Annotated in this window: 13 protein-coding genes; 7 read left to right on the top strand and 6 right to left on the bottom strand. The window is 42.3% G+C overall.

Translation table 11 applies throughout. From position 1 onward, the window contains the following. Nucleotides 1-69, bottom strand: a 69-nt coding sequence (locus V5G28_RS36575; protein ID WP_442994207.1) for a hypothetical protein, incomplete at its 3' end; no start/stop codon positions are given. A gap of 479 nt (nt 70-548) precedes the next feature. Continuing rightward, complete coding sequence (locus V5G28_RS02905; protein ID WP_332990728.1) at nt 549-1,739, bottom strand: ParB N-terminal domain-containing protein; 1,191 nt, start codon at nt 1,737-1,739, stop codon at nt 549-551. Between the two features lie 496 nt (nt 1,740-2,235). Between V5G28_RS02905 and V5G28_RS02910 the strand changes: the two genes are divergently transcribed. Next, complete coding sequence (locus V5G28_RS02910; protein ID WP_332990731.1) at nt 2,236-2,745, top strand: helix-turn-helix domain-containing protein; 510 nt, start codon at nt 2,236-2,238, stop codon at nt 2,743-2,745. 645 nt (nt 2,746-3,390) lie between these two features. Here the strand turns inward: V5G28_RS02910 and V5G28_RS02915 are convergent. From V5G28_RS02915 to V5G28_RS02930, 4 genes are read right to left on the bottom strand one after another with little or no spacing between them, the layout of a single operon-like run. Continuing rightward, the gene (locus V5G28_RS02915; RefSeq protein ID WP_336229544.1) at nt 3,391-3,594 is read right to left on the bottom strand and encodes a hypothetical protein; all 204 of its coding nucleotides are present in this window, start codon (nt 3,592-3,594) and stop codon (nt 3,391-3,393) included. Nucleotides 3,595-3,616: 22 nt separating this feature from the next. Then, entirely contained in the window at nt 3,617-5,992 is a 2,376-nt protein-coding gene (locus tag V5G28_RS02920) for a CHASE2 domain-containing protein (RefSeq protein WP_332990733.1), read from the bottom strand. A gap of 29 nt (nt 5,993-6,021) precedes the next feature. Further along, nucleotides 6,022-6,954, bottom strand: a complete 933-nt coding sequence (locus tag V5G28_RS02925; protein ID WP_332990735.1) for a DUF1822 family protein — start codon at nt 6,952-6,954, stop codon at nt 6,022-6,024. A gap of 49 nt (nt 6,955-7,003) precedes the next feature. Beyond that, the gene (locus tag V5G28_RS02930) at nt 7,004-9,583 is read right to left on the bottom strand and encodes a HEAT repeat domain-containing protein (RefSeq protein ID WP_332990737.1); all 2,580 of its coding nucleotides are present in this window, start codon (nt 9,581-9,583) and stop codon (nt 7,004-7,006) included. A 311-nt stretch (nt 9,584-9,894) separates the two neighbouring features. Between V5G28_RS02930 and V5G28_RS02935 the strand changes: the two genes are divergently transcribed. The 6 genes from V5G28_RS02935 (at nt 9,895) to V5G28_RS02960 (ending at nt 15,347) form a co-directional block, all read left to right on the top strand. Next, nucleotides 9,895-10,920, top strand: a complete 1,026-nt coding sequence (locus V5G28_RS02935) for an AAA-like domain-containing protein (protein WP_336229545.1) — start codon at nt 9,895-9,897, stop codon at nt 10,918-10,920. Then, entirely contained in the window at nt 10,826-11,221 is a 396-nt protein-coding gene (locus V5G28_RS02940) for an AAA-like domain-containing protein (protein ID WP_332990741.1), read from the top strand. The genes V5G28_RS02935 and V5G28_RS02940 overlap by 95 nt, the downstream gene beginning before the upstream one ends. A gap of 114 nt (nt 11,222-11,335) precedes the next feature. Continuing rightward, nucleotides 11,336-11,896: an AAA-like domain-containing protein gene (locus V5G28_RS02945; RefSeq protein WP_332990744.1), complete on the top strand. Its 561-nt coding sequence runs from the start codon at nt 11,336-11,338 to the stop codon at nt 11,894-11,896. Nucleotides 11,897-11,937: 41 nt separating this feature from the next. After that, the gene (locus V5G28_RS02950; protein ID WP_336229548.1) at nt 11,938-12,144 is read left to right on the top strand and encodes a hypothetical protein; all 207 of its coding nucleotides are present in this window, start codon (nt 11,938-11,940) and stop codon (nt 12,142-12,144) included. 22 nt (nt 12,145-12,166) lie between these two features. Then, the gene (locus V5G28_RS02955; protein ID WP_332990747.1) at nt 12,167-13,771 is read left to right on the top strand and encodes a hypothetical protein; all 1,605 of its coding nucleotides are present in this window, start codon (nt 12,167-12,169) and stop codon (nt 13,769-13,771) included. Between the two features lie 10 nt (nt 13,772-13,781). Next, entirely contained in the window at nt 13,782-15,347 is a 1,566-nt protein-coding gene (locus V5G28_RS02960) for a PstS family phosphate ABC transporter substrate-binding protein (RefSeq protein WP_332990749.1), read from the top strand. Nucleotides 15,348-16,037 lie beyond the last annotated feature (690 nt).

Below are 16,037 nucleotides of genomic sequence, written 5' to 3' on the forward strand. Positions count from 1 at the left end.
TTTTGGAGCCAGGTCAATCTTGATTCTATGAGGATGGGTTACGGATTCTTGAACGGTTCTATCCTGCAAAACAATAGTGAACGGATAGCACTTGAATACTTTAGCCCTCCCTTTTTTGGTAGTTCCCTTGCCCTAGCTGGATGGCAGGGGTCAAGAGGTTTTAAGTTTTTATCTAGAACAAAAGTACGCATTACTGCATCTCTCAATTTCTTGGTAGGGTTTGCCTCGACGGTGTTAAGACTCGGTACTTTCTGAGTAACACTGGCTTTTCCGAATGTCCTGTTTAATTACTCAGTTGTAGAGCTTGAAACTGGCACGCATTTCAAGGTACGAACTTGAACGCTTGGTCTTAACGGCTGCTAGGGTTTCCTAGCCGTCTGGTCAACAGGCTTTATTCAAGCCCACACTTACCCGGAACGGGAAGTGTGCGGTAGTTGACGCTAAAATAATGCAAACTCGTACTGCAAGTCCCACCAAAATTTGCTAACTTTAGATATTACGAAATTGTCATTCTGGGGTTTTGTCCAGATCTCCTGGTTAGCAAACGGCTACTTATGCAGCACGAGAATCTCAGTTTTTTCATTTTTAGATAAAATTTCAAATTCAATCGGACGCTGGTCAATCATCTCTTCAAGGTTGCCAGTTTCTATAAATGTCAGAAATCGCTCCTCCTCCATTGTCAAATTCGGAAAATTCAACATTTCAGTCAATCCCACTCGTAGTGGGTAAATCGAACCAAATTTTTGTAATAACCGAAATATTCGCGCTCTCTCTTGCATCGAAGGCTCCTCCTCTAAATAAGCATCAACCTGTTGAGGTCTAAGATTTATAGTCTCCAAATCGTTAGTTTTAAAATTCCGAAAACCAAACTCAATAAATTCGTTAGTGATTTTAATGACTCGACCGCATATTTGTAAATGCGGACGAACACGCTTTTTAAAGTGATAAACCTGCCCAATTTCAAAGCCTCGGAACGGATTGCGAAACCCTCGACGTACTAAACCTAGTCCATCTCGAATCGTATTTACCTCACCATTTTCAATAACATTTAATACTTCATCCCGACGCTCGTCGCAAATAAACTTGTACGCCGCATCAATACTGCGGTTGAATTCCCGTTGCAGCGCATCAGCTGAACGCAATTTGCTAAGTTCTATTAATTGAGAAATTAAATCAAATACTTTTTTCCCTTTCTGATAACTACCTGTACTTAAGCGCAATTTCTCAGCTACAGCAGCCCGAACATTAATCTTACTGCCACTATCTTTATGAGAATTATTTTCATCAACTGAATCTGTCAAATTTGACAACTTCTGGTTGAGGAGCGCTGATTGACGAAGGCCGTTTTCACGTTGCCGCTCTTTGGCTTGGCGCTTAAGCTTGGATTCCCAGTAGACACCTTCCCTAAATTTCTGGAAATAAGTCTTCACCTCTCGGTGCAGATTACAGTCAAACAGAACGTTAAGTTCTTCTTCAGCTGAAGCATAATCGCCAATGATGACTGGAACTACAGGCAAACCAAGCTTTCTGGCTATTTGCAACCGACACTTACCAGAAAGTACAACGTTTGCCCCGGTGCGTGTTGAAACCTCAAGAGGCGTAATGATTCCCTCTCGCTGAATACTCTGTTCCAATTTCGGGCGGTTTTCATCCTCACCATAAATTTCTATTAGCCTCTGGTGAATAATCAACTCATCTGGGGAAAGATGGAAAATCTGCTGATTGTCTAAACAATGCATATTTATACACAAGCATTCTCAAAGACATATCTTGAACAAACTGAACTCTTATCCTGAGCGAACACCTCCTCAAATGCTCAAACCCAAACCTTGCAAGCAATTGAATAATTAAAGCCAAACCAAAGGTTATGAAGTCTTAAGACAGTATTAAGTTTGTTAAATAACAATAAGCCTGTTATGTAAGTACTGCAAAAATAAACAAACTTTTGCAAATATGTATATATATTAACCCCAAGATGGCTAAATCTACTTAAAGAATTTGCCAAGTACCAACAGGGGGATAGAAAACAGCTATTGAAGGGAAGTCGTACACAAACAGGGTAATTCATGGTATGATTATGTTAGTTTATTGTAAAGACAAAAGCATTTGTCCAGCCTGGCGTTAACAGGTTGGCTTGCTTTTTCCTTTAAGATCTTATTGCCCCAAGCCCTTGAGTAAATGAGAAATTAATTGTATGAAAAGAGTATATCAGATCTCTAATTTTTTGGCAAAATTTTGAAAGATTATGGAGTAGGTAAAATAATGCCTGGTTTTAAAGCTGACTCAGTGGCAATAACAGACATAGAAAGAAAGGCGCTTATACATATAGTAGCTACAGGAAACGAACATACCAGTACTAAAGCTAAAGCCTTGTTAAAAGCGGAAGCAGGAGAGACTACCGCAGCAATAAGCAGAGAGCTAGAAGTAAGTCTTGGCTCGGTAGTAGGATGGAAAAAGAAGTGGAACTCAAGTACCATAAAGGCAAAAACTTGGGAAGAGGCAATTGACAAAGTTGAAAAAATTTTGGGAACAGCTGCAGGAAGACCTAAAAAGTGTAAACAAGCCCAAGTGAGCAAGATCATCGAAATCGTTACTTGGAACAATAGAGATTATCGTTCGCGACACGCTCAAAACGAAATAATCGCCTCCGAAGCAGTACGTAGAGGAATCGTTTCGGATATATCCCCTCGAAGCATAGGACGTTTACTCGAACAGTACGAAAAAGAAACGGCAGTCTCAAGTTAAGTAATAGTCAACTAACCTAACAATCATCTTGTCAAATATTTTTTTTGACAGGTTATACTTCCATAAAATATAGACAATCATAAATATTCAGCTTTACCGAAAAGTTTTTTAGAAGCCCTGCCATGTAAACATTTCAGGAAAATGCTGGGACACCACAAAAGAACTATATAATGAGCATTGAGCGGCGATACAGCTAGCTACCTTAAAGCAATCGCTCTTAACGAATGCTGTTTGCCTCCTTATTGGCGAGGGATGAAATCCTTATTTTTACGTTCGTTTCCGAAAGTTTTCGGTAAAGCTGATATTGCCTAAATTTTACATTTTAATCACAGGTGATGCCACAATACGGTTCGGTTAGGGAGATCATCTGTTGAGGTAAGCAGTTCTTGAGCAGGGGGAGTAGAGTTGCAGCGGGGGAGAAAAGAACTGATTTTTCTTCCCCTGCCTCCCCTACTTATCCGAACCATATTGGGGTAGAATTAACGTAACTGTAACGATCTGGCATCTGTTCTTCAAAACACTTATAATTTAAAACTGCCCCGCCAACCGACTACCTACTCATGGAATAGCAACGGGGATTTCTGTTAGTTGACCTCCTCCCAAGTCTCTATTTTCTAGCGAGGTTTAATGTACTGACTGGGGAAGTCAGACTACCTCCTGTGTCAGTGCGCCGCTCGGGTTTTCCGGTGTCAGGGGGTGGGGGGGTGGTGTGTTGAATATCAATGGTTCGTTTAATTGTTTGCTTGCGTTGAGAATAGAGCTTTGCACAAGAATGACAGGTTTGGCAGACTGTGCCTGTACATGTGCGAAATCCACCAGTGCTAGAGTGATAGCGAAACTAAGTTTCATTTTTTGAAGAGGCAACTTTATCTCAGTCATGACTCAAAATTACAGTTGTATGCTGCTGTCGCTGGCTCTGGGAGCGAGTATAGACTAACACACTACCGCCAGTGGTTACCAAAGCCAAGGCTGACGGGACGAGAGGTACCCAACTGCCGTGGGTGAAGAGGCCAAAACAAAGAACGTACAAGACCAAGAGTGCCCCTCCTCCCGCCATTCCCAAATGTAGTTGTGACCGACAACGCCAGACGAGGATGCCTCCCACCATAGACCAGCCCCAGACCCAGAAAGCTTCGCCCCAAAAAGGCCAAACTGATAACAGCGGTCGCTTATCCAAAACCGAACTTAGGATTTGACTCACCATCTGCGCTTGAACAATTACGCCTGGTATTTCCTGGTTAAACCCCTGGCTATCCCTGTAGGGGGTGCTCATATAATTATTAAATCTTCGGGCGGTGACACCGATGAGGACAATTCGGTCCAGAACTGCCTCAGGCTTAACCTTACCCTTGAGAACTTGTGTGAGCGTGACTGTTGGCGCGATTTTTAAAGGGGAATGGAGGTAAGAGCGGTAATTGAGCAATATTTGATAGCCGTTTGTATCCACTTGTTGATAGCCGCCCCTATGCGATCGCAAGCGCTTGAAGACGACGTTGCCTAACTGCAATTCCCCTTGAGGGGTGTACTTGGCAGAAATGCCCTCCGCCTCCAGGTAGTGGAATGCTAGTTGAGCGCTGAGGGCGTAGGGTGCAGTACAAGGGGATGTGGGGGCTGGGTTCATTGCTAATAAATGGCGACGCAAAACGCCGTCTGGATCTGTGACAACATCGCTAAACCCAAGGCGTGCTTGCGGAACCTCCGGAGGAGGTAAAATTCCCGGATTGTTTTTTGTGTGATCACTAACTTTGCACACAGCAATGAAGCCATCATTGCGCCGCATATGAGTGGCTAAATCTGGCTGATTGGGCTTTACAGGGAAATCGCGATAGATATTTAAGCCAATAGCTCGCGGTTGATACGGCTTTAGTTTCTGCAAAAGTAGAGCTAGTGCGCTATCCGATAGTGACCCTCGCCTCTCCATCCCCTTCTGGTCTTGATACTGAATATCCTGTTCATCGACAGTGACTATCAGGAGCCGTGAGTCCTGAGGTTCATCTGGCCGCAGTCGCATCAACTGGTCGAAAGCCTGTAGCTCCGATGCGTGCAGCATCCCTAGTTGCCGCACCCCCATCACCAAGCTGGTTATCGCCACACTCGCTAGGAGCGCTGTGCGAAGGATACGCCTACTTAGTGAAATTTGGCATTCGCACTCAGTTCTACCGCACAACTCCTGCCAAGTCGGAGGTACTTCTGTTGGATTCTGGCAAATCACTGGGCACCAACTGGCACAGGGGAATTTATCCTCTAAACCTTGTAACCTTTCCCGTGCTTCCCGTACCGCCAGATACAAAGACTTGCCTTCGGCAAAGATTTTCAGAAAATGCTGCAAAAATTTCTGTGCTACCAGATCTGGCACAGGCTCTCGCATAACAATGATTTGCGGAATGTGCAAATCAAGTAGTTCTCGCGCTAAGCCCAATCCATCACAGGAGTTGAAAATGGCCAGTTGCAACCCGCCAGCAACAGCGTTTCTTAGGGCATACTTGAGTTCTGAAATCGTTAAGCTATCCGTTTTATTAATGTAGATTCGACCTGTTTCACCCTCGGTTAAACTATGACCAGCGAAAAATAGAATGTCCCAGGGTTTGTTCCACAACTGGTCGTTGATGTCCTGGCGTTTAGGCTCTACTAGAAAAGTGGTTGCGGCATTGGGTAAATTTTCTAGCAACTGCCTGTCTTTCTGGACATCAATGCTGTCACTATTGCCCAGAATAGCCAAGATTTTGACAAAGCCTCGGCGAGTGAGCGTTTTATATTTTAGAGGTTCATACCTCCTTGGCAAACTCAAGGCCACTTCAGCCAGAGGGTAATTCTCCTCAACCAAATCCCATAGATGCCAGGGAAGTTGCCACAGTTGCTTGGAACGAGTGTGAATCAGCACCCGTACCTCGTCAGAGGGCACTAATTGTTTGAGCCATTGCTCCCGGATAGGACGAAAAGACTCGGAGTTGAGCCAGATGTTCAGGCGATCGCGCAACACCAACGTTGAGTCGCTACAGGTCTCGAACCGCTTGTCGATAGAACCATTGTAAACAACTTTTTCAAGTTTGATCCTGCTGGCAGAAACCATAAGACTTCGATAGTTTGACTGCCAACGGTCATAGTAGGTGACCAGTTCTGGTGCTGGAGGCAACAAGCCAGTGATTGCCGTTGAGGGGCGGGCTCCTTCTTCCCCAATCTCCAATGTGACTCGAACCCCCTGTTGAGCAAAATCACCATCTAGTTTCAGAACAACTAACTTCCTCATGCTCGGTACTGGTCGCTCGCTGATTACCCTCAAATTAGAAACGCTTTGGTAATGCTGACATCACCCAAAGCAACTATAATGCTGAAACGTTCTCCAGGTTTGCCACTAAACTTCACTTGAATATTGTTGGTTCTTTCCTCTATGGCTTTTCTGAAAAAGGAACTCCCCTTCTCATTTAGCAACATCAGGTGGAGACCGCATGACAGATAGGTTTGATCGCCTCTGGGATATACCTCCACCCAGACATTCAATTCCGGATCGGCAGCTGGCGTCAGCCCAACAACTAGAACCACCTGCTGGCGAGCACTTTGGTTTCCCAACTCAATCAGCTTGGCTCGCCTAACACCAACTGCTGAGTTGTCCGGTTCATTAGCTCTCAACTCCTGAGCGCTTCTAAAACTAAAACCCAGAACGTCTTGTTCTGGGTTTAAAAATGCTTCCACCGTCTGCCAACACGCCTCAAAAACATTCTCAAACCATTGGCTCAAGTTCACAGGTTCCTTGAGGAGTTCAATTAAATATTCCAGAGATTGTAATTCGTCTATTCTTAAATTGCCCGTTAATGCAGTTTGGGAAAATCCCAGAATTGTTGCCTGGCTAAGTGAATCACTAATCTGTACAACTACATAGCCAATCCTGTTTTGCCTGACTTCTAGTGGAATCGGGCATTCCTGTTCCTTTGGCCACACCGGGCGACACTCTAACTTCCCCATATTTGTCACCCATAAATCGGCAATATTCATGCGACTCTGCATACTATAGTTCCAACTATCACTTGCCTCCAAATCTGTCTGAATACCCAGCATTTGTAAGTATGAACGCACTGTATAAACTGCTAAAGTATTCATGTAAACCTCTTTAGATTTCTGGCTATCATGATATTCCCAAAACTCTTCAGCAATACGATGAGCTTCAGGAGTCAGAGGGAGGGTTACACTTAAGTGTTCTTTTGAGTTAATCATGAACTATCTACTTTTACTTTACTCATTACTTTACTCAGCCAAGTCATTGTTACTTATGTAAGTATTCCTTAAGGGTGGGAGCGAAGTGTTTGACACAAAAATTGTAAAAAGTATTCAGTTTTGAAATTGGAATTCTCCAATCTTCTGAAATATCTTTCCAGAATTCTCCGGCATCCCGTCGTTTCGCTAATGCTTGAAAGTTTGCTTCTGGATGACCTAATATATGTTTACTCTTAATGTCTTCAGATTGTAATAATGTATATTTAGCATCAGAAGGCAATTCTCGCTCCTCTCTTGAGGTAGAAGAAGTGAGATGTTTTTCCAGCAGGAAATTTACCCATGTTATTACGTCATCCTGTTTAGAATCGTCATTACGAATTTTCTTACAAATTTCTGATAAAACTGCATCAAGTGCCTGATTGTAAACATCAGGGGAGACTTTACCTTTACCATAAAGTCTGCTTGATTTCGTAATTCCATCAATCAGTTTTGTTAAAGCTATCCTTTCCTCCTTACTCTTTGGTGGGTGAAGTTTTGCTTCAAGTAGCAGAGCGTTTAGCTCTTCGCTCTTGTTTGGATTGACAGCACCGATTTGTCCCAAGAGACTCTTGGTAGCTTGCTCACGGGTCCACTCATCTTTACTCGTACTTAATAAGTTAGTTAAAGCTTTAATGGCGTCGGAGTTGCCAGCCGCAATTTGCTCTAAGCTCTCGGCAACTCGCTGACGAAGCCACGGGTCTTTACTATTAGGCAGTAGTTCTAACAAGGTATTGATAGCGTCTGAGTTTTCAGGATCGATTCGCCCCAAGCTAGTAGCTGCTTGACAGCGCGTATAGCTATCTTGACTATTGTGCAGCAGCTCGGTTAACGCATTAACGATATCCTTGTTACTGGCACCGATTTCACCCAAGAATTTGGCAATTTGCCAGCGGGTATCATCATCTGTGCTGGTGTAGAGTTGTTTAATCAATGCATCGATAAAGTTTTCCTTTTGCTGCTTTGGTATATCTTTTCGCTCCTGCCAGAGAAAAATTAGCTCCTGCCACTGCGGCTCAAAAAATAAACGGCGGTTGTCCGATTTGAGGAACTCCTGCCAGTCGTGGATGGCTTGCGCCGCAAAGTATTCCTGGAAGGTGGGATGAAAGAAGGCATAGACCTTTTCATCCGGATTTTCTGCCGCAACTCCTACCTGATTCAGCCAGCCCAGCTGTAGCGCTAGATGAAACAGGGAACCCTCCTCATCCGCTTCGCCCAGTTCCGACGAGATGAAGCGATGCTGCAGTCGAAATCGGGATGAGTTTTGGGCGATCGCTCTTCTTGACAATCGTCCTAGCGCCGCATTCAATTCCTGGCGTTGAGCCGACGTTGTAGGAAATCTTTCTTGTTTCCATTCGTAGAGTGCTTCAGCAAACTGCTGGTAAAGTGCGACTTTGGTGTGGGGTAATTTTCCTTGTCGTCTAGCCCAAGTGCGGCACAATAGCGCTAACCGCAAGGGATTTTTGACCATATCTTTGAGGCGCTCTTGTCCCGGTTGGTCTAACTCGGCTCTTAATTGGTTCCCTAGTTCTGGGTTGTTATTAAACCAATGGTGAATAAACTGCCCTACCTGATCTGTTGAAAGAACATCGCCATAACTAAAATTCAAAGTGCGATAGGCATCAAAACTTTCCAAGGCGTTCTTACCAGCGTCCCAAACATTTAGCCGACACGTCAGAACCACTCGCGCTTGGGCAACCCAACCAGTCAGTTGGTTTGCAATCTCAGCTAACGGGTTGGCAGTGTTGGTCACCATTTCATCTAGACCATCTAACAGCAGCCATACCCGACCTTGGTTGAACTGTTGCGAGAGCGCTTCCTGCATGGCTTCCGTGACGCGCACTTTCCGGGTAGCAGTTTTCAACCAATCTTCTAGTAAATAAGTTTCCAAGGTTTTCCCCTGCAAATCTGCCAAGGCGATCCAAATGGCTATGTCTTGCTTGGTGTTTTTGAACACCCAATTTGCTATAGTCTGCAACTGGGTCGTTTTGCCAGCTCCTGGTTCTCCAAGAATGGCTAACCGTCGCCCTTGGCTTATGGGGCTTTGCCTTCGGCGCAGGATTTGCTCAAAAAACTCATCCTGCTGAAACATTCTTGCATGGGGTTCCGGCTGATATAACTGCGATCCTCGCTCTGGAAAGACATTGCCACTACGCCTAGCTTGTTGCTGTCGCTCCACCAATCCCAGAGGTACAAAAATCTCATCTATATTAAATGTCAATCCATCTCTAACGGTTAAAGGATTGGTGGTCAGCCTTTTGCGATCAACGAGCATTTCTTGGGCTAATTGTCGCCAGTCAATCTCAAGGGAGGAAGATAAAGGCTTTACAGGTTGTAGACTTTGTTCTTGGTTTTCAGGTTCAGATTCGTTTTGCAACTCGGCGGCTTGTAGCCAGTCTACTCCTACAGCTTTACAAATCGCTACAAAGGTATCTTTATTAATAGGGCGTCCTAGCCAAAACCTCTTCAAGCTAGCTGGTGCAACTTGAGCTGCCTCACGCCATTCCACACTCGCTTTTGTCCAGCCCCGCTTGCGCCTAGCTGCATCCACGAGTTGTAGTCCTTGATCGGAAGCTTTGAGAGAAACTGCCATTCTTCTTCTTAAGATAAATTACTACTTTAGATAGACAGATATATATGAAATCTAGTGTGCTAGAGTAAGGTTACTTTTTACTCACTTTTTATGCACCAACTTTAAACGGCAATGGTCAACTAAGGAGTATGTCATACCTAAAAATAATCAGGCAGAATTTAGAATTTAAAAGTGCTGGTGCATTAAAGCCACTTTACAAACCTAGCACAAATTGACAGGCGCTTTAGTTAACACTGCAACAAAATTGATTAAAAAATGCATAACTTTTGTAAAGACTTGACGTAGTTGTGGTTGAGCATTAAGGGAACTGTATGAACAAAGAACAGGTGATAACTAAATTTAAAGGGCTACCTTCCAAACGTCGGATGGTACTGGAGAAAGTCTTGCAAGGTGATCAAAACGACAAAATTATGTGCGATCTCCAAATCGCTGATGATGCTCTAAGCCAGCATTTGAGGTTGCTTTACAAAGACTTTGGTCTCAGCAATGGAATGGGTGAGCGTGAGCGCAAGCGACATCAGCTCATTAATCTAATTAGAAATGCCGTGCCTGACATAGTTGAGTTAATCAAAGAGGGGACTCTTATCGTTCTTAATAGGAGTAGCGAAGCGGAACAGCCCCCTCTCAAGGAACAAACGACAAAAGCCTCCTTATATGTGGAACGACCCCCTATTGAACAATGTTGCTACGATTTGATTAAGCAACCAGATTCTTTAATTCGGCTTAAAGCGCCGAGCAGGATGGGTAAAACTTGGTTAATGCAAGAGATTCTGCAAAAAGCAGAAAGGTATAACTATCGACAAGTGCGTTTGAACCTTTTGCTAGCCGATGAAGAAATTTTCTCCTCTTTGGATAAATTCTTACGTTGGTTCTGTAATAACATTAGTTTGCAGTTGCAGCTGCCTACTCAAATAAATTATGAGTGGGATGAAAACTTAGGCAGCAATCCCAACTGTACAAACTATTTTGAAAAGTGTCTGTTAGCTCAAATAGACCACAAAAGTGCGTTGGTTTTGGGCTTAGATAATGTTGATTGTGTTTTCCCATATTCTACAATAGCGTCACCCTTCTTTGGTCTACTACGTCATTGGTTTGAACTGGCTAGAACTCACGAAATCTGGAGAAAATTACGGTTGGTCATTGCTTACTCTACAGATGTTTATATTCCACTAGAAATTTATGAATCCCCATTTAATGTTGGTATAGAATTTGAATTGCGACCATTTAAAGAATATAGAAGTCATGGAATTAGTGGAACGGCATGGACTAGCTTTAAATCCTTCAGATATCAAAGCTTTAATAAGCCTTGTAGGTGGACATCCTTGGCTATTAACTAAAGCACTTTCAGAACTCAAAAATTATCAGGACACTACACTTGAGGAGCTATTAAAACAAGCACATACACCATTTGGTATTTATAGCAACCACTTGCTAAATCTTTTGGAAAAACTAAAACAGTATACCGAGCTAGCTACAGCGATGAAAAAGGTAATCAATGGAGCAACTAACTCGGTGTTAGTGCAGTTAGAGCCAAAGCAGATGTCTCAATTAAAGCGTATGGGACTAGTACATATAGAGGACAATAATGTGAAGCCTTCCTGTGAACTTTATCGTCTGTACTTTCAGGAGCATTTATAGGGCAAAGCTACTAGGCAATGTTCATCTGTACTGTGATTAATTTTCATTAAATTGTGCAAATATTCTTCACTGCAAAGCTGAGAGTCGCATTTATCTAAATGGAGCATCTAATGCATGATAAAAATAGAAGCCAATTCTGCTTATTGCTATCAAGCTGGTGGGGGAAGCTTAGCTTTTGGACATCCCACCTATGTTCAAAGACAGGCTGATACAGACCTCTATGATGCGCTAGATAATGGTGAATATTGTTATGTGCTAAACGCACGACAGATGGGAAAGTCCAGTTTGCGGGTACAGGCAAAACACAGGCTACAAAATGAAAACATTGCTTGTATTTCGATTGACCTACAGGGTATTGAAAAAAATATTACTCAAGAAAGGTGGTACTACAGTATTGCATATGAGTTGATAAAACATTTAGGTAAAATAACAGATTTTGACTTAAAAAGTTGGTGGAATAAGCATGATGCTTTATCTTATATTCAGCGATTAATAAAATTAATTGAATCACAATTATTGATAAATATTTCTAAAAGAATAGTTATTTTTATAGATGAAATTGACAAAATTATTTCCTTAGATTTTATTAAAGACGATTTCTTAAGTTTTATTCGCTTTTGCTATAACCAACGGACTGAAAAACAGATTATAAGCGTCTTACGTTTGTGCTGTTAGGGGCGGCAACACCCTTGGAGTTAATTCAAGACACAATTCGGATGCCATTTAATATTGGCAGACTTATTGAACTGCAGCCCTTTAAATTGGAAGAAGCTTTGAAATTAGCGGAGGGATTAGAAGGTAAAGTTAGCGATCCCCGTGCTGTACTGACAGAAATATGGAGTTGGCAGGTGACAGCCGTTTCTTACTCAAAAACTTTGTCAACTTGTTCTAGATTCAAAATCTACTATTCAGGAGGGTCATGAAAAGAACAGCATAGAGTCGCTCGTGCGATCGCGGGTCATTAAGAATTGGAAAGACCAGGATGAGCTACGTCATTTGGAGACAATTAGCAGTCGATTACTGCAAAGTAAATCATCTGTTAAAATACTGGAGCTTTATAAGAAAATTTTGAAACAGGGGCAAGTAGCAGCAGATGATAGCCCGGAACAAATGGAATTGCGGATATCTGGATTGGTAGTAAAACAGGGTGGTAATTTAAAAGTTTGTAACCGGATTTACCAGTCTATTTTTAATGAAACTTGGATTCGAGAATCTTTATCGAATTTAAGACCTTATGCTGAGCAACTACGCGCTTGGTTAAAGTCTGCACGCTTGGATCAGTCGAAGTTGTTATACGGGCAGAAATATAGGGATGCAGATACATGGAAAGAAGGAAGAAACTTAACTGTAGAAGACTATGATTTTTTATATGCCAGCCGACGATTTGATGAGAGAGCTAAAGAATATCTATCCGATATCAGCAATTACGAAGCTGTTATTGAAGCAGTGCTGTCATGGACAGGCGGTCAAGAAGAACTTAACGATACCATTTTTCGACTACTAAAGTCCTCAACACCTTTAAGAGAAGGTTTTGAAGTACAGTGGGTTGATAACTTGGTGCGATCGCGACTGATTGACAATTGGGAAGCTCAAGAAGCGGCGAAGCCTCTGAGGGAGATTTGCGATCGCCTTCTTGATGATCTGGAGTGCGATCGGTTTCGGCTGCTGGAGAATTATCAGCAAATTTTGCAGCAACACGGTGTGGCGGAAGACGGTAGTAGAGAACAACAGGAGTTGCTTAAACTTAGGCTGGTGGTTGATGAGCAGGGGCTATTGAAAGTTTCTAATCGTATTTACAAAGAGGTTTTTAATCAAAATTGGGTTAGAAGGACTTTTACTGACAGCTTAGTAGGCTGTACAGGGATACTAGAAATGCTTTCGGAGCAAGATAAAGCAGATATTTTAGAGGTTTTACAAAAATGGCTCCCCCAATTAGAAGAAAAAACTAAAGTCCCCTATAGCATTGTCGTCAGAGAGATTCTTTTATGGACTAAGCCTAATCCCTTTCTCATTAAAGCGCTTTGTAAACTTATTTGTGAATTTAATATCCTCGCAAACAATGAAGTAGAACATATTAAGCAGCTAGTACAAACTCACTTGATTGACAACTGGGAATTTCAAGAGGCGGTAAAGCCTTTAAAGAGTATTCGAGATTGCCTTCTCAAAAATCAGGAACACGGCTCTTTTTGGCTGCTGATGCTATATCGACAAATTTTGCGACAAGAAGAAGTGGCAGAAGATTGCAGTCAGGAAAAAGAAGAACTGCTGAGATTAAAGTTAGTAGACGATATAGACGGTAAATTAAGGGTTGCTAACCGGACTTACCAGTTGGTTTTTAATCAGAGTTGGGTTGATGAAGCGTTAGCAGGTAGTTCGCGACCTTATGCTAAAGAACTCATCGCTTGGTTGGATTCCAAGTGTAAAGATAAATCCCAACTGTTGGTTGGAGATAATCTGCAAAGAGCTACAGCGTGGGCAGATAGTAATAAACCTTTTGTAAATAAGCAAGAAAAGCATTTTTTATTGAGAAGTGTCATAGAAAATTTTTAAGGAGGTTAAAATGATTACCGAAAAGGACAAAAAAGATATCTTTAACTATGTCAGTAGTATAAATTCCGAATTAGAGAAAAAAGTCCATAGTCCTACTACTGTCACAGAAGAAGTGCTTTCGTGGACATCTTTTCAAAGAGAACTCACAAAAAAAATCTTTGAAATTATCCTTGAGCAATCTGAACCTTTTATTCCACAAGGGCAGGAGAAAGAGCGGGTTGATAGGTTGGTGCGCTCCCACTTGATAGAAGAGTGGGAATTTCAAGAAGCATCAGAGCATCTAAGACAGATTCAAAATTTGATTGTTAACAGTAGGCAAAGCGCTAGACTGCTGAAACGGTATCAGCGAATTTTGCAGCGTGGAGAAGTGCAAAGTGATAACAGCCCAGAAGACATGGAACTCCTGCGATCGGGTTTGGTAAGTGTTATTGGGGGACGGTTAAAAGTTTCTAATCGTATCTATGAGGCTGTTTTTAATTGGAGTTGGGTAACTCAAGAGTTGAATAAAAATAATCGTCCAGTTTGGGCATTCATTCGTCAAAGAAGGCAATCCCGACTTGTTCTCTGGGTTATTCTATCAATGTTGGCGCTATTTACTGCTATTGCTTCACCTCAAGTTATAGATTTTTCAAAACCAATAGGATTTATTGATCCTATCTCTAATCCTCAAGGGCAAAGAGTAGACAATAATCTTAGGACTTTTAAGAAAGTGCAGGTTCCAGAAGGATTATTTAGCTACGGCGGCAGCACTTCTTTTGTCCCCATTTACAGTCCAGTAGAACAAGCCATCGAAAATGCTCAGCCACAGTTTCAATTGCGCTACCTGTCACACCCCACTGGTGCCTATGGTTCTAACATCGGTATCAAAATGTTGCTGGACGGTCAACTAACTTTTTCTCTGTCCTCTCGTGGTCTTAAACCAGTGGATCACGAGAGTGCTCAGCAGAGAAACTTCACCCTCAGTGCAATACCCGTAGCAATTGATGCAATTGCTGTGGCAGTTAATCCTGACCTTAACCTCAATGGTATCACTATCGATCAACTCAAGGGTATTTACACTGGCAAGTTTACTAACTGGATTCAAGTCGGCGGTCCTGACCTCCCAATTACTGCCTACTCCCGGCGTGAAGAAGATAGCGGCACGGTTAAATTCTTTGAGGAAAACATTCTAGGAGAAAATGGGAAGTTTGGTCCCAACGTCAAGTTTATTCCTATAACGACTAATGCGCTGCAAAAAGTGATTAAGAACCCAGGTGGTATCTACTACGGCTCAGCACCAGAGGTTGTACCGCAATGCTGGGTTAAGTCTCTGCCAATTGGGCGTCAACTGACTCAACTTGTGCCTCCCTACAAGGGATCTTTCGTCCCTCCTTCTCAATGCTCAGAGCAGCAGCGCAACCAGCTGAACAAAGAGGCATTCAAAAGTGGTCAGTATCCAATTACCCGCCATTTGTTTGTGATTGTCAAACAAAATGGTCAAGACGAGGAACGAGCAGGCAAAGCCTATGCCAATTTATTGAGAACAGACCAGGGTCAAGAATTAATTGAAAAGGCAGGATTTGTGCGAATCCGCTAATTAAGTAAGTTGGTACAAATAAAGTTAACTGGTAAGGATCGTCCTTTGTCATTAGTCATTGGTCATTTGCCACACATAAGACTTTTGACTAATGACGGTCAACATAGTTATATTTTCTTCTGCTTACCTACTTATCTCTCTTTTGTTACTTTGGGAAAAGTAAAATCGTCAAGACATTCAATAAGTAACTGCCAAACCTGCAGGAGAACGCGAAATTATTGATGATTCGGAAACCAAAAATTTTAAATACCTGCAGTGTGGTTGAATTAATTTCAATTTTTTGAAAAGATGTATTTAATAAATAAACATTAAACTTCTTGCAAAAGTCCAAAAAAATGGATAATTAACCGCAGATGCACGCAGATGCACACAGATGCAATCTACTTATGCAAGAGGTCTAGTCATATCAACACAATATAGGGGCGTAAGTCCTGCGGACAGGCTACACCAACGCGCAGCGTTCCCGCAGGGTACGGTTGTTCGCCCTTCTATGTGTATTGCACGTAATTAAGAACCGCTTTATCTGTATTTGGCAAGACCATTTTTTTCAAGTATAAATGTCTTGACAGGGTTGTATGTTTGAAACTGAGAAATTCTCAATGACTGAGAAAAATCTCAGTCCCAAAAAGTTTTTTGAGTTACCAAAATCTGAGATTTTTATATGTTCTCTTAAAGATAAGAGAGCTTTAA

This window comes from Scytonema sp. PRP1 (assembly GCF_036697665.2).
Taxonomy (GTDB): domain Bacteria; phylum Cyanobacteriota; class Cyanobacteriia; order Cyanobacteriales; family Nostocaceae; genus Kalymmatonema; species Kalymmatonema gypsitolerans.